Annotated in this window: 16 protein-coding genes and 4 pseudogenes; 13 read left to right on the top strand and 7 right to left on the bottom strand. The window is 44.3% G+C overall.

The window, feature by feature from the left end; all coding sequences use genetic code 11:
* Positions 1 to 214: 214 nt before the first annotated feature.
* The gene (locus ACTNDI_RS00645) at positions 215 to 529 is read right to left on the bottom strand and encodes an ArsR/SmtB family transcription factor (protein ID WP_441098824.1); all 315 of its coding nucleotides are present in this window, start codon (positions 527 to 529) and stop codon (positions 215 to 217) included.
* 353 nt (positions 530 to 882) lie between these two features.
* Here ACTNDI_RS00645 and ACTNDI_RS00640 point away from each other — a divergent pair, with 353 nt between their 5' ends.
* The 3 genes and pseudogenes from ACTNDI_RS00640 to ACTNDI_RS00630 all read left to right on the top strand — a co-directional run bounded on the left by ACTNDI_RS00640 (position 883) and on the right by ACTNDI_RS00630 (position 3,831).
* Positions 883 to 1,116: an ErpK protein gene (locus tag ACTNDI_RS00640; protein WP_441098823.1), complete on the top strand. Its 234-nt coding sequence runs from the start codon at positions 883 to 885 to the stop codon at positions 1,114 to 1,116.
* 457 nt (positions 1,117 to 1,573) lie between these two features.
* Positions 1,574 to 2,401: pseudogene (locus ACTNDI_RS00635) on the top strand (IS1380 family transposase); the annotation flags it as partial.
* 194 nt (positions 2,402 to 2,595) lie between these two features.
* On the top strand, positions 2,596 to 3,831 hold the full coding sequence (locus ACTNDI_RS00630; protein ID WP_441098822.1) for a zinc ribbon domain-containing protein: 1,236 nt from the start codon (positions 2,596 to 2,598) through the stop codon (positions 3,829 to 3,831).
* A 703-nt stretch (positions 3,832 to 4,534) separates the two neighbouring features.
* Here the strand turns inward: ACTNDI_RS00630 and ACTNDI_RS00625 are convergent.
* On the bottom strand, positions 4,535 to 4,708 hold the full coding sequence (locus ACTNDI_RS00625; RefSeq protein ID WP_441098821.1) for a hypothetical protein: 174 nt from the start codon (positions 4,706 to 4,708) through the stop codon (positions 4,535 to 4,537).
* A gap of 586 nt (positions 4,709 to 5,294) precedes the next feature.
* On the opposite strand from ACTNDI_RS00625, the gene ACTNDI_RS00620 reads away from it, so the two are divergent.
* Positions 5,295 to 5,810 (top strand): helix-turn-helix domain-containing protein, encoded by a 516-nt coding sequence (locus ACTNDI_RS00620; protein WP_441098820.1) that lies wholly within the window; start codon positions 5,295 to 5,297, stop codon positions 5,808 to 5,810.
* Between the two features lie 645 nt (positions 5,811 to 6,455).
* Here the strand turns inward: ACTNDI_RS00620 and ACTNDI_RS00615 are convergent.
* Positions 6,456 to 6,734: a type II toxin-antitoxin system RelB/DinJ family antitoxin gene (locus tag ACTNDI_RS00615; protein ID WP_441098819.1), complete on the bottom strand. Its 279-nt coding sequence runs from the start codon at positions 6,732 to 6,734 to the stop codon at positions 6,456 to 6,458.
* 335 nt (positions 6,735 to 7,069) lie between these two features.
* Here ACTNDI_RS00615 and ACTNDI_RS00610 point away from each other — a divergent pair.
* The 5 genes and pseudogenes from ACTNDI_RS00610 to ACTNDI_RS00590 form a co-directional block, all read left to right on the top strand.
* A pseudogene (locus ACTNDI_RS00610) lies at positions 7,070 to 7,273 on the top strand (phage head closure protein); the annotation flags it as partial.
* Positions 7,274 to 7,294: 21 nt separating this feature from the next.
* Complete coding sequence (locus tag ACTNDI_RS00605) at positions 7,295 to 7,666, top strand: HK97 gp10 family phage protein (protein ID WP_441098818.1); 372 nt, start codon at positions 7,295 to 7,297, stop codon at positions 7,664 to 7,666.
* Positions 7,667 to 7,892: 226 nt separating this feature from the next.
* Positions 7,893 to 9,074 (top strand): annotated as a pseudogene (locus ACTNDI_RS00600) (flavodoxin domain-containing protein); the annotation flags it as partial.
* Entirely contained in the window at positions 9,048 to 9,284 is a 237-nt protein-coding gene (gene rd / locus ACTNDI_RS00595) for a rubredoxin (RefSeq protein ID WP_441098929.1), read from the top strand. The pseudogene ACTNDI_RS00600 and the gene rd, both read left to right, overlap by 27 nt.
* Before the next feature lie 82 nt (positions 9,285 to 9,366).
* Positions 9,367 to 9,552, top strand: a pseudogene (locus ACTNDI_RS00590) (DNA topoisomerase III); the annotation flags it as partial.
* A 121-nt stretch (positions 9,553 to 9,673) separates the two neighbouring features.
* On the opposite strand, the gene ACTNDI_RS00585 reads toward ACTNDI_RS00590, so the two are convergent.
* Positions 9,674 to 9,859, bottom strand: a complete 186-nt coding sequence (locus ACTNDI_RS00585; protein WP_441098817.1) for a ferredoxin — start codon at positions 9,857 to 9,859, stop codon at positions 9,674 to 9,676.
* A 92-nt stretch (positions 9,860 to 9,951) separates the two neighbouring features.
* On the opposite strand from ACTNDI_RS00585, the gene ACTNDI_RS00580 reads away from it, so the two are divergent.
* Positions 9,952 to 10,614, top strand: a complete 663-nt coding sequence (locus tag ACTNDI_RS00580) for a Crp/Fnr family transcriptional regulator (RefSeq protein WP_441098816.1) — start codon at positions 9,952 to 9,954, stop codon at positions 10,612 to 10,614.
* A gap of 634 nt (positions 10,615 to 11,248) precedes the next feature.
* The gene (locus ACTNDI_RS00575) at positions 11,249 to 11,374 is read left to right on the top strand and encodes an HNH endonuclease (RefSeq protein WP_441098928.1); all 126 of its coding nucleotides are present in this window, start codon (positions 11,249 to 11,251) and stop codon (positions 11,372 to 11,374) included.
* A 6-nt stretch (positions 11,375 to 11,380) separates the two neighbouring features.
* Here ACTNDI_RS00575 and ACTNDI_RS00570 read toward each other — a convergent pair whose 3' ends face one another.
* Together ACTNDI_RS00570 and ACTNDI_RS00565 are read right to left on the bottom strand one after the other, a co-directional pair.
* The gene (locus tag ACTNDI_RS00570) at positions 11,381 to 11,686 is read right to left on the bottom strand and encodes a helix-turn-helix domain-containing protein (protein WP_441098815.1); all 306 of its coding nucleotides are present in this window, start codon (positions 11,684 to 11,686) and stop codon (positions 11,381 to 11,383) included.
* A 5-nt stretch (positions 11,687 to 11,691) separates the two neighbouring features.
* Positions 11,692 to 12,057 carry a type II toxin-antitoxin system RelE/ParE family toxin gene (locus ACTNDI_RS00565; RefSeq protein ID WP_441098814.1) on the bottom strand — a complete coding sequence of 122 codons (366 nt, stop codon included), beginning with the start codon at positions 12,055 to 12,057 and terminating at the stop codon, positions 11,692 to 11,694.
* Positions 12,058 to 12,703: 646 nt separating this feature from the next.
* Here ACTNDI_RS00565 and ACTNDI_RS00560 point away from each other — a divergent pair.
* Positions 12,704 to 13,183, top strand: coding sequence for a low molecular weight protein-tyrosine-phosphatase (locus ACTNDI_RS00560; protein WP_441098813.1), 480 nt, complete (start codon positions 12,704 to 12,706; stop codon positions 13,181 to 13,183).
* 93 nt (positions 13,184 to 13,276) lie between these two features.
* Positions 13,277 to 13,462: a hypothetical protein gene (locus ACTNDI_RS00555; protein WP_441098812.1), complete on the top strand. Its 186-nt coding sequence runs from the start codon at positions 13,277 to 13,279 to the stop codon at positions 13,460 to 13,462.
* 102 nt (positions 13,463 to 13,564) lie between these two features.
* Here ACTNDI_RS00555 and ACTNDI_RS00550 read toward each other — a convergent pair whose 3' ends face one another.
* Entirely contained in the window at positions 13,565 to 14,233 is a 669-nt protein-coding gene (locus tag ACTNDI_RS00550) for a Crp/Fnr family transcriptional regulator (RefSeq protein WP_441098811.1), read from the bottom strand.
* Positions 14,234 to 14,371: the final 138 nt, after the last annotated feature.

Raw genomic sequence — 14,371 nt, 5'->3', positions numbered from 1 at the left:
TTCCTTGTAAAACGTACAGAAACGGCACTTGTTGTGCGAACAACCTGATGTTACCTGTAAAAAACAGGAGCCAGCCTCATAAGGCGGTCTGACAATTCCACATGAAAAATGCATCTTAAATTCTACACATTTCTATATATGCTTATATCTCGTATTGTCGATATATAAGCCCTGAATTAAACGGGATCTTCATCCCGTTTAACCTGTACACAGTTTAAATTTCGTGACCGAAGTAGTCCAACAGCGCAGAGAGGGTCTTTTCATTCCGTCTGTAATATGTCCACTTTCCATGCCTTTCTGAAAGAAGAAGACCTGCTTTTTGCAGCATATCAAGGTAATGAGAAACGGTTGACTGTGATATCCCGGCTTTGTCGCGGATGCTTCCAACACACACTCCGCCTTTCAGATCCAGCACATCATCAAAATGTCCTCCCTGTGGCGGAAAGTTTTTCTCCGGTTCCTTCAACCACTCAATAATGCTGAGCCGTGTTTCATTTGATAGTGCTTTGAAAATTTCAATTTTATCCATGGCTTACATTATATCTAATATTCGCGATATGTCAATACCTAAATATGCAAAATGGCAGTGATAGAGAATTATGCGAAATAGAGTAAACTGAAAGTGATTTCTGTCACAGGATTGTCACAGCTACGGTAACAGCTCTGTCACAGTGCCGGAATAAATTTTTTGAAAAGTTTCGATGTCATAGGATTGTCACAGAAAAATTCGCATGATAAAAATTTTATTCATTAAGACGGAGCGATCAATACATTGACACATGACAAGCTTATTCTGAAATATCCGATCGCATAAAGGAGGACAGCTATTGAGAATCTTTGTCTTGACGAAGTGCCCATATAGTAACAGGAGGGAGCATCACTATGGCTAGAACAAGGCGAACCATTACACTGGACGAAAAGATCGAAAAAGCCCATCAGGCTGTATTCCAGGCAAAAGACAAATATGATGCGGCAATGGAAGAGTTGAACAAGCTTCAGAAAAAGAAGCAGGAGCTCCAGAAACAGGAGCTGCTGAAGGCAATCGAAGCAAGCCCACGATCCTACGACGAGATCATAAAATTCCTTGCAGGAAAATCGGATTCAGACGAGGAATGAGGGCTCATGCAGCTTTGAGGGTTAATTTTTTCGGGAAGTTGACGCTGGAATAGCAAGAGTTACTGGCGGCTTTGCCGCCATAAACGAACCTTGATTTTTGAATCCGTTATCTGCATTTTTGACAGATAGATTAGTGCGCCCATTTTTATGTTGATAAAGCAGTTTCAAAAATCCGGATTCGATTTTTTTAAAATTTCATACGTTGGTTTGGGAAACCCCAACGTCGATGAATAATTCAGGATAAATATATAAAAATCGAAGATGAATAAATGAAAATGGGATAAAATAGTATTAATCCTGAATTATTCACCGTTACACGATGATTGCAGCTGAAAGCCGCATAGTTACTTCGTTTTTCAAGTTTTTTGCCTTCATCTGATAAGTGAGCATAAAAAAGAGCTCGATTTCTGGTAAAATGTGATTGCTCAAAGATCAACAAAACACCAGAGAAAGGAGCTCTCATGGCTATCATCCGCTGCTATGCTTCGATGGCCTTACTGGGGATCTGCTGAAGGCGGAACTCCGGGATGGGACACAGTACTGCACCAAGGGATCCGGTGAATTCATGACTCCGCTGATGAAGGAATGCTGTGAGAAATATGCTTCACTCGGCCTTTACCTTCGCGGCGACAGCGGATTTACTTTTCCCGAGCTGTATGAGGCTTGCGAAGAGCATGACTGCAAGAATGCGATCCGCCTCAAAGAGAATAAAAAGCTCAGGGAATTAGCAGCTGACGAAGACGAAGCCCTTACCCGTGCAACAAAGGATAACATCCTTGATTATGCTTTGGAGTACGGAGAATTCATGTATTAAGCCTCTACGTGGTCTCATCCGAGAAGAGTAGTATTCAAGATAGAGAAGTCATATGGCCAATTTGTCCATATGTACACCTTCGTTGTGACTACGATGGAAATGTCACCGGATAAGGTGATCCTGTTCTATTGTGGCCGCGGAAAGATTGAAAACTTTATCAAAGAAGCAAAGAGCGGATTTGACTTTTCTTCCGTGAGCAGCCATTCTCGTATCGTCAACGCAAACAGGCTGCGTGTACATATGCTGGCATACAACTTATTTAACTGGTTCCGTTGTCTGGTTCTGTCCGTAAAGATGAGAAAGCTGCGGATCAATGCCATCAGGCTGAAGCTGCTGAAGATTGCCGCCAGGGCGGTGCATTCAGCGGGATATATAACATTCAAATTGTGCAGCAACTGCCCTTATAAGGAAGAGTTCTTCGAAACTCTGGCAAACATAAGAGCATTAAAACCTGCTCCACTGTTGGAATAGTAACAGTTACCGGCGGCGCTGCCACCATAAGCGAACCTTGATTTTTGAATTGGTCACCTACATTGTGGACAGGTCTATCAGTGCGCCCATTTATATGCGGATAACTCGTTTTCAAAAATGATGATACGATTTTCAAAGGATTTCACCCGTGGTTTTGGGAAATCCCTGCCTCGGTGAATAATTCAGGTTAATACATGGCAATCAATGAGGAGGTGGGAAAAATGCCATTAATAAAATGCCCGGAATGTGGTCATGAAGTCAGTAGCAAAGCGAAAAAATGTCCCTATTGTGGATACCCTATTGCAGAAAACGCAGAGGTTTCCAGTAAAGAAAATGATGCTGAGAAAACAGCAGAAACTATCAAAGAAAACAAACCCAATACGGAGGCTGTTACTCAGTCAAACCCAAAACAATGTGAGAAAAGAAAGCCATTGAGCAAAAAGCTAAAACTTATTCTAACCGTTGCAATAATTGCAATATGCGCTGCCACTGGATTGGGATATTATTATGGAATTAAAGTCCCGCATGATAAAGCATATGAGAATTATAAAAACCAAGTAGCAACGCTCAATATTAAATATTCAGATTATAATGATGCTGTAAAAGCATATAACGATGCGCTCGTTCCGTTTTCAGAAGCTAATAGTACGTTGCAGGACTCTATCAACAAGGCCCAGGATTTAATTAATTCAGGAGAAAAACCTTACGATGACTCGAAAGTTTCTGCTCTTCATGATTCCATATCTTCTGCAAGTGGTACCATGCAGACTGTGCCAGAGAAGAAGAAAATTCTAGAAGAAGTAAAACTGACGTCAGATGATTTCAAATTGTCAAAATCCGATCTTGAAAGCAAGAAGGCAGATTGCCAAAAGAAAGAATCAGAAACCGTAGATGAGATACAAACTATAAAGGATGATACAGCAAATATTCAGGTACCAGATTATTCAGCGGTTATCGATGATCTTGACAGTAAAAAAACAGATTTAGAAAATAGTATTAGGATACAAAAACAGATTACTTCATCTTCAGAAGATTTTGTAATATCAAGATTGCAACAAATTGAGGGGATAAGCGCGATACAGCCTGTAACTGAGGAGCATGATCCGAATGGTCTTTTAAACAAACAGGGTGGATATACCTCCGAAGTCTATTTCAGATATGAAAAAGTCCCGAAAGATAAAATTCAATATTTCGACACAGGAGATACTGTTGATCTTGGAAATATTGGAGGTGGAACGGTTGAGACATTCGCTGATGAGGAATCCGCTAATAGTCGTTATCAATATCTTTTAAACATGCCAACAATTCTCGGAATCGAAAAAGATTATCTTCTAGGGACCATGGTTTTACGAACGTCTGATTACTTAACGGCCACCCAACAGCAAGAATTAATTGATGAAATGGTTGCAAAATTTACAGCTCTTCAATAAGTGGTTTGTTCTATTTTCCATATTTTAGTTTTTCGCATATTGCGCCGTTTCGGCGCAATATGCACTTTATGTAGGGCTTTAAATTTTCTTCATTTATAGTTAAGCAGGATAACACTCGTAACTTTAGTCATGAGTAGTTCACTCTTGAGCCTTTCTATCTGTTATAGCTTTCTGAGCAGCAATCCCAAGTATAGCGACTATAACGTCATCTATGGGCCCAGGCACCATATCTAATGGCGATACGACATATATGATTACAAAGACAATAAGCAGAATTTTCAAAATTTGATTCATAACAAATATCACCGTCCTTTTTTATACTGCTTTCTAATCGTACCTATCTTTTTGTCACTCCGAGTATCTCGACCACCAGGATTTCTGACTGTTCCTGGCGGAAGCCCTCTTGTTCGCTCAAATGCACCTACAGTACAATCGCTTCTGGTTTTTCTGATCATAAAATTCTCCTCTCTTCTTTTATAAAATTATCTTTTTCGAATCCCTGTGTAACATCCAATGACAAGAAGGATGGCTGTTGCTATAATGCCGATCCAACTGAAAAAGTATATTGCAATCGCAAAGACACCTATTGTTAAAAATACCCCAAACAGGAACGGCATTAGATGGAAAACAGCACTTACAAACCATCCAAATATTTTTATGATTCCAACGATCATTACGATAATAATTAAAAATATCAAGGCTATCATCTTCCGGCTTCCCCTTTGCCCCCTTTGTATACTGTAATAGTCTTTTTTCCCGACATTGTTTTATCCATAAATGTTGATAGATCATGGAGACCAATAGAGTGGCAAAAATCAGGCAGTAATCTCATCAGGTCAAGAATTTTTATTGTAGCTATTCTTTGCTTCACATCCATACGTTCACTTCCTTTTTATTATTTATCTGCGGGTACTCATCCGGATTCTCGCAGATAATCATTATAGGAGGACTTAAAACGGGCTGATCATGTGGAATCCTCCTACTCGTTTTTCCGGATGAGTATATATTGTGCATCTATCCCTACTTCTCAGAAGGACGATCATTTTATTTCAGGATCTGCACTGTTTTTTATATTTAGTTTCGATGGTTTTATATTACGACTTCGCCACTGTGAAATATACAACGGTATATGTGAAAACAAGGGTTTTAATTCCCGTTTTTTCACGAATTAGTGTATAATACAATACGAAGAAAATAGATATGCGCATGGAACGTCCTCTAACGGCCGGCTTTGCATATTGTGCAAGCTACGATGCATTCATATCGACCACTCAAGTCAGGAAAGCGTTATAGTGGCCGGCTAAGAAGACATTATTCCACGTTGCCTTTGCCACGGCAGAAAAGCCTATCAGATGCTACTCATGTAAAGAGCATTTTGTGGCATAAATGTCTTCTTGACAAAATGTCCACTTATTGGCGCATAAGTGGACACTGGGTTACACCATATACATTAATGGAGAAAAATGGGAAAAAAATCAATTAAATCGGACAAAAATATATATTTCACAATTCGAAATGATGAGCTTGGACTAACAAGAGAAGAGGCAGCCAATCGGATGACGACAATATCAGAAAGTCGTCTAGAACGTATTGAGTATGGAATTGCGCAGGTTATGCCTGAGGATATAATTGAATTGGCAAAGGCTTATAAGCATCCGGAACTTTGCAATTATTATTGTTCCCATGAATGTGTCATCGGAAAGGAATATGTGCCATCCATCCAATTATCCTCATTATCAGAAATTGTGCTTAAAATGCTTTCTTCTTTCGAGGATTTAGAAGATATAAAACGGCGATTGATTGCAATCACGTCCGACGGAAAAATTTCAGATGATGAGCTATCAGATTTTGTAAAGATTCAAGATCGCCTTGAACAGTTAACGATTCTTGTGGATTCACTTAATTTATGGGTAGAAAATACGATATCTGAAGGAAAGATTGATAAAAGCAAGTTAATGAAACTAAAATCGGAAAAGTGATTATCCCAGATATTGAATTCATTCAGTCTCTGGGATAATCGATCATGTGAATCAGAATACATCAGATATCGGCTTTCAATGCTCATCTGCCATATTTTCAACGAACACGGTGTTATTGATGTAAAGACGGTTATCTTTGTCACCGCGAGAAGCACCTGCTGAACATTCAGGTTCCCGTGAAGATAGCTTATGGGATGTTGAAGCAAGCTGTCGGGGAGTCTATGCTCGAACATATAGGAATCTGTTGCGACTGGTGTGAGACGGAAATGCTACAGCATTGTCTCGATCTCGTGCCAGAGTGCGATACGCTCCTTTCCGAAGTGTTCGATGCGCCAGTAATCGCGCAGCTTATTGCGATCTTCACTTGACATTTTCATATAATCCGAAATCAAATCCACAACACCGGGCTCGGACGGCAGCCTGGACCCGCGTACATACTTATAAATATTTGATCCGATGCCAGTGAGTGCCTTCGCCTAACTCCTTGGCAGAGATACCCGACCTTTTCTTGTAGACATTAATCAAGTCACTGAAATCACTTATTAATCCACCTCATTGCGTTCCATTTTTTATTAGAACTACAGCATTTACACCATAATTGTGTCTTACGCCCTACACTCTGCAGGGCTGACACTACCTTTCTGGTTATAATAAAATCGATGGTTTCATGTCATCGACGGAAGCATAGCGTTTGGCTGGTATTGAACCGTCCATAATCTTGCGGGTCTCCTCAATGGCAGCTTCTGTTTCCGCATTGTATCTGGGTTGACGGACTTTAAATGGAAGGCCGCCCTCCATCAGGGAAACATGCAGAAAGATATTGATGGCATCAGTTACGGAAAGTCCGAAGCTTCCATAAAGCTTCTCGACACGTGCCTTGAGATCGGGATCAACGCGAACATTTATATTTGCAGTCTTAGGCATAAGATCACCTCCTGAATAATTTGTATTGCAAATGTTAAACAAATGCAAGTGTTTTGGACTAAGGAGAAAGAATATGATGTAAGACAGGGATCTTCAAAGAGTGAAATGGAATTCAGCGGCCCGGGGGCGGGTGTGAATCCTTGTGAGCCACTGCCCGGAGACCGCCGCCCCCTCTCGCGTACAAGACCGCGAAATTCGAGGGAGGGGGCTGAAAAGCAACTGTACATAAGAAAAATGTGAAATTTACCGTAGAAATGCCGTGTTTTGGCACTTCCTGCGGTATTATTATGCGCCGGCTGTATTTCTCCTGCTAGGCAACCTGCTCCAATCAGACTGGTAAGGAAGATGACGAGGCCGGACAGACGCTTGAAGATGACAAGATGGATTTCACCATCCGGTATTCTTCCGAGACGGCGGCTATTGTTTCTACTAAATATCGAATCTTCCTGAATGACCGGATCTATAACATCGATCATATCGATGATATGGGATTCAAACGGCACAGCCTGGAATTCCACGCGACTCTGGCAAGAAAATGATGGAGTCAGAAAAGGAGACCCATGAGAGATGTGAGAATCAGGCCTGAACAGCTGGCCGACACAATCAAAAAAGAGCTGGATGATCTTGCCGAGGATACGACCGGCACAGTGAAGAAAGTCGTGCAGGAAGCGGCGGATACTGTTGTGAAGGATCTGAAAGCGGCTTCTCCGAAACACACCGGAAAATACGTGAAAAGCTGGACGCAGAAGAAGGTGAAAGACAATTCTTCCGGGAAGGCGATCATGAAAAGTATTTATATAATTTACAGTCAGGGACACACAGAGCAGTCTCCAGGATGTGAACAAGTTGCTCAAAATGGATCCGGGAAATGCCGATCTTCTGGCGTAGAAGCAGAATATCCTCTTCGCTTTTTTTTATTATACGCAAAATAATCTTTTGTGGTGTATCTTTAGATACAGAAAAAATGATATTACAGCGCTATACTTGTATCAGAAGGCAACAAAACGCTTCAAGATGGCATCGCTTTTGACACTGGAATAATCAGACGGGATGCTGAATGCGTAATGACATCTGTGACAATGAACTATGTTATCGCTGCGGTAGTATTGAACGATGTAAGAAAGAACGGAAAGAAAAGTGCTTTTGAGGAGGAGAAACATGAGAAAACATGTAAAAGGAAATGTCAGTTGGGTCGGCTATATTGACTGGGAACTGGAAAGCTTCCATGGGGATGACTATTCCATCATGAACGGTTCCAGCCAGAACGCTTACTTGATCGAAGAGGAAAAGACGGTCCTGATCGATACTGTATGGACGCCTCACCGTTTTGATTTTGTGGACAATCTGAAGAAAGAGATCGACCTTCATAAGATCGATTTCATTGTGGCAAATCATGGCGAGTGTGACCACTCCGGTTCTTTGACGGCTCTCATGGAGGAGATCCCGGACACGCCCATCTACTGTACTGCAAATGCCGTTAAAAGCATTGAGGGACAGTATGGTAAGCGCGGCTGGAACTTCCATGTGGTAAAAACCGGCGACAGCGTGGATATTGGTAACGGCAAGAAGCTCGTCTTTGTAGAGATGCGCATGCTTCATTGGCCGGATTCCATGGCAACCTTCATGACAGGAGACAACATCCTGTTCTCTAATGATGCCTTTGGCCAGCACTATGCCGTAGAAGAACTGTTCAACGACAAGGCGGATCAGTGCCTGCTGAACAAAGAAGCCATGAAGTATTTCGCGAACATTCTCAATCCGTTTGCACCGATCCTGACGAAGAAGCTGGCGGAGATCACCGGTTTTAATCTGACCTTTGATATGATCGCACCTTCCCATGGCGCGATCTGGCGTGAAAATCCGCTGCAAATCGTTAAGAAATATGCCGCGTGGGCAAATGCGTATCAGGAGGACCAGGTCACTATTGCTTATGATACTATGTGGGAGGGCACCACGAAGATCGCGCATAAGATCGCGGAGGAGATCCACCGTCAGAGTCCGGAAACCGTCGTGAAGGTTTTCAATATCGCCAAGGCAGACAAAAATGAGGTCATGACCGAAGTATTCAAATCCCGAGCCATCGCGGTTGGTTCGCCCACGGTGTCGAACAGTTACCTGTCCTCTGTTGCGGGCTGGCTGGAATTTCTGAAGCAGCTCAAGTTCAAGAACAAGAAAGCTGCTGCGTTTGGCTGTTATGGTTGGAGCGGCGAGAGCGTAAAACTCCTGCAGGCGAAGCTGGCCGAAGCAGGCTTCGAAGTTATAGAAGAAAACATCCGTAGCCAGTGGAACCCGGAAGACAGTGATTTTGCCGGGATTCCCGCCCTTGTTACATCGCTGCTCGGTAAGCAGGAGGAGACTGCGGAGACAACGGACAGCAGCGATGGCAAGCCGGCCAAATATCAGTGCGGTCCCTGTGGTTATATTTATGATCCGGAGAAGGGTGATCCTGACAGTGGCATCGCACCCGGAACTGCATTTGAGGATCTGCCTGATGACTGGTGCTGCCCGATCTGCGGTGTGAGCAAAGACATGTTCGAGAAAATGGGTTAAATATGCAGCATGAATGTAAGATCACGGTTCTGGAGACCAAAGTCTTCCCAGACCTTCCGGAACAATATCTGGCGGATCCCAAGTTTATAATCAGTGTCACTGTAAAAAACCGTTTGAAAGGCTGTGGATCTCCAGCATGGAGGACGCGGCCATCCGGGAAGGTTTCCGGGATTTGAAACCCGGAACCGCTTATAACAACTTATATGAAGCAGCCCTTTGCCGGGAGCGTGCCGACTGGATCGTCGGAATGAACGCCACCCGGCTTTTTTTACGCGAACAGTGAGCCGCAGCCGAATGCGAAGTATTCGTGTGCGGCGAGCGTCGCGATAGCGAGATAAAACTCGCGCAGCGTGTTTTATCTCGTTTGCGTATCCATTTTTCATATCTCCTTATACTTCTTCGATTGCACCCACGGGGCAACCATCCTTGGCTTCCGCCGCGGACTTAAGCGCTTCTTCCGGGACTTCGGTCTGGGTGGCGACGGCAACGCCTTCGTCGCCCAGGGAGAACACCTCTGGGCAGGTACTAGCGCACAGGCCGCAGCCGATGCATCCGTCATTTACAACATACTTCATTGTCTGATCCTCCCTGTTCTTGATTTTCTGCTCTGATTATACTAAAATCGAAACAACGCGTATGTTGTTGCAACAACATAAGGATGATTATTATGAATACTTTTTTTCTGACGAACACGCCGCTGTTTCATGGTATTAGCGAGAACGAAATTTCGGAACTGCTTATCTGCCTGGGCGCGAAAGAACGCAAATTTAAAAAAGATGAGATAGTTTTCCGGGCGGGATCCTCTATCAGCGAGATTGGGCTTGTGGAATCCGGCAGCGTGAATATCGTTGTCAATTTTTATTGGGGAAATAGCCATATTTTTGGTCATATCGGAAAGGGGCAGGTCTTTGCGGAAAACTATGCGGCAATTCCCGGCAAGGAGCTGCTCTGTGACGTTGTGACCTGTGAGGAGACTGAAGTGCTCTTTCTGAATATGCGGAATATGCTGACCACTTGCCCGAGGGGATGCTCGTTCCATACTCGCATCATCCAGAATATGCTTCGGATTTCTGCACAGAAGAACTTAAACCTCTCTTTCCGTATGATGCATACCGCGTCAAAATCTCTCCGGGAGCGCCTGCTTTCTTATCTTTCGGAGCAGGCACTGGAACACGGAAGCTCGCACTTCACCATCCCCTTTGACCGCCAGCAGCTTGCCGACTATCTTGCCGTAGACCGCAGCGCCATGTCCAATGAGCTGTCCAAGATGCAGAAGGACGGTCTGATTACTTACCATAAGAATGAGTTCAAACTGAATGACACCGTATAGAATAATGGGATTGAATTATGGGGCCTTGGGGCAGATTGCTGAAAAAGCTCCCCGGCGATTTGTTTTCGCCAGCGATACAGATCATTTTATCAACATTGAAGTCCAAGATATGCAAGGAGATGCCAGTTTATACCGGATTTCAATGAAATCGAAAACCGCGGAAACCAGCATAAAATAAGGCAAAACGCGGCATAAGCTGGCAAAAATTCGCATGATAAAAATATTATTTGTGTGCCACGGCAGGAGGGACGAGGCGGGCGCAAGGTAGAGGATGATCGGGCAAGACCGGGCTTTGTGCGACGGTGTGTGCCCGATTTTTTGTGCCCTACTACGGTTTGACTACCGAAGAGGCGAGGAAGAAGAGTAGGTGTACATCGCCCCATATGAGCTGTTACCTCCTATAGTTATTAGGTGCCGCCATCAGTGACTGTCCAGTGTAGTGAGTGTCTGCTCTCCGAGTGCCTTGATGCTAGCTTGGCGGCGATCCGTATGAGAAACTCGCAAATGCGATCATTCTTCAGGCGGTATCGGATTACAGAGCAGCTAAGAAAGCCAGGAACAAAAGAGAACAGGCCGAGGTGCTGCGATTCTTCCATTCGCAGTGGTTTGGGGTTCTGACAGAGATTGATCCGGAATATCTGATCCGGAGACTGGACGAGGAGGGCTGACAACGGACAGAAACAACTGGAGAGCGCTGTGCAAGCGGTGCCACAATAAAAAAACCGGACGGGAGGATTCCCATCCGGTGTACAGGTACTGAAATTTGTTATTTTGTAATTGATGACATTCTTCTGTGCGGATCAGTCTGGACAGTGAGTGTAAGACCGAGTGTATCAAATATTTTAAGCAGCGTTGTCAGGTTTGGAGAAGATTTTCCTGATTCAATCCTGGCAACGGATGAGTGTGGAAGACCGCACATCTCTGCAAGGTCACGCTGAGAAAGGTTTAGATTATGGCGCTGGTCAATCATGGCGCTGACAATCTTAGCTCTTTCTTCGACTTCATCAATATCCCTGCCGATTTCGGGATTTGATTCACGCACGTGTTTTTTATAATCGTTCCATGTTGCCATAGCATTCACCTCTTTTCATGCCGTGATTTCCAGTCGTCTCTTTCGGCAAGAGCCTGATTGATCTCACGTTGGGGAGTCTTTTGGGATTTCTTGCGGAACTGGTGAAGTAGAACAAAGGTATTGTTTTCAAAATAGAAATAGAAAACCCTGTTGTTGCCGGGACGCAGTTCCCAGATGTCCTCGACAAGATGTTTCGTTATATTTGTTCCAAGCCTTGTGCCATTCTCCTGCAGAAGCTCAATGTAAAAAGATATCTGCTGATGCTGTATTCTGGCATCTTTATTTTTGCCGGCTTTCTTTTGCAGGTCATCAAGAAACTCCCAGAGCTGCGAGTAACCATTGGAATCTTCATAGAATTCAATGTTGTACATGTAAGCTCCTTTCGTTCAAGAATATGATAGCAAAAATGCGTTCAAGCGTCAAGAGGATATGAATAGATGGCGGGGAAGTTCTGAATCCCTGTGAGCCACGGCTCGGAGACCGCCCCCCTCTCGCGTGCAAAACCGCAAAATTCAAGGGAGGGGGTGTAGGGCAACCGTACATAAGAAAAGTGTGAAATCTGGAAAGCTGCAGGCAACCGAAGCCCGAGCCGATGATAGAGGAATACACCGGTTTTCTTTACTACTAAAAGAATGGAAAACCTCTGGTCGCCCTGCACTGGAGCACTATTTTCGGAATGCGGTCAACCGTTACCATGAGATCTACAGAGTACAGATACCGGCGATTACGCTGCATATATGCCGCCACACCTAATGCTCGAACATGGCAAGGGCGGGGCTTTTGTCGTCTCCGGTATCATGGTAAACTGAAAAACAGATAAAAAATGTACATTTGCCAGGCCGACATTTTTCCCTCTGGGAAAACGGCTCTTGAATGTTCGCAGTATGTCGCATCCTGCCGCCCAAGGCCTTACTACCGGAATTTTCGGCTCATGGTGTACATTTGAAAGAGAAGAGGGAACCCTGCAAAGGAGCGCAGAATACGGCACTTTGCGGCATCTGAGAAAGGATATTTTCTATGATAAGAATACTTTTTGTTTGCCACGGCAATATCTGCCGTTCGGTAGCTGCACAGTACATTTTTCAGAACATAATTAATATAAGAAAGATCGAGGATCGTTTTCTGGTGGATTCCGCTGCAACCTCGACGGAGGAAATCGGGAGCCCTGTGTATCCGCCGATGGAGCATGCGCTCCGGCAGAGCGGGGTTCCGATTGGAAATCACCGGGCAAGGAGGCTTCAGAAATCGGATTATTCAAAGTACGATCTCATTATCGGAATGGATGAAGAGAATGCTTATTATATGAGGCAGATTCTGGGGGAAGATCCGAAGAATAAAGTGCATTTTCTGATGGAGTATGCGGGTCAGCCGGACAAGCGGATCGACGATCCATGGTATACCAGAAAATTTGATCTCTGCGTTTCGGAAATCACGGAGGGATGCATCGGTCTTCTGGAGCATCTTGCGGGACAGATGCCGGGTGGATCCCGGTCCTGATTTTCCGTTTTCCAATGTTAGCATAAACGAAGAGGAGCGGAGTTCTCTTTTCAGCTGTCTTCTTTGATCAGGTTTTATTTAAGGCATTATAATATGAATAATCTGTATCTTCGGAAATATTACAGTGAGACGCTGCACTCGGAGGCCCTGGGGATCATGCAGCTGGAAAATGATCACAAGACAGAATATCAAAGCTCGAGGACGCCGGGATCGGTCGCGAGTGGAAACGGATCGGAGCAGAGAACCTTGTCATCACGAAGAAAAGCCGCGCGGCCATGATCGTCGACAACCGGACGCTGACCGCGCACTGGAAATCGCTGATCGAGAAATATCCGGTCTGACCGATTGAGGACGGAATGGATTCCCCAAGTGCGAAGGTAATTAATATTCTGTTCCCTTTTGTATTTCAAAGTGGTTTTTTTCAAATGTGATCAGTCCTTCGGATTTCATTTTTCCCAGTTCTTTTGAGAGTGCGGTCCGGTCGACATTCAGGTAGTCAGCAAGCTGCTGGCGGTCAAAGGGGATGTCGAACTGGTGGCCGCCGCTCTGTAGGGCTACCGAATTCAGGTATGCCAGTACCTTGCCCCGGATGGTTTTGGGTGAGGTGTGGAAACTGCGGCCGGACAGAACCAGGTTTTTATGTGCGGTAACCACAAGAAGGTTGGTCAGGAACTTCCGTACCCAGGGGTGTGTGGTCGAATCGGTTTCTTTCAGAACATGAATTTTGAGGAAAAGAATCCGTGAGTCTTCATTTGCCACGACATCGACCAGCAGAGGTTCGTTATGCAGAAACGCATAGGTCTCTGCAAAAAAATGGCCGGAACTGACGTGACTTAAGATGGTGCGGTTCCCCCACATATCGTTGTTTTCTATTCTTACGCTTCCCTCCAGGACCAGTCCCATTTTGTCGGTTTTACTTCCGGCCAGAAGGATGGAAGCGTCTTTTTTGTATAAAAGCTCGCGGGCTTGAAGTGCCAGCAATGCATCGTGAATTTCTTCTTTGCTTAATCCCTTGAAAAGAACGTTTTTCGAGAGCATTTCTTCATTCATTTTCGTCTCCTTAGCCGCAGAAGGGGGCTTCATCAGTGCAAAACAGGACTGTGAAAGGCTGCCTTGTATTGGAAAGTGTCACACGGTTGAAAAAAAATAATTATGTGGTAATGACAACATACTTCTGCTTTTCATCCT

It is taken from the genome of Bilifractor sp. HCP3S3_D3 (genome assembly GCF_052063915.1).
Classification (GTDB): domain Bacteria; phylum Bacillota; class Clostridia; order Lachnospirales; family Lachnospiraceae; genus Bilifractor.
Note: the sequence above shows the minus strand (reverse complement) of the source record. Positions and strands in the feature narration are given on the sequence as shown.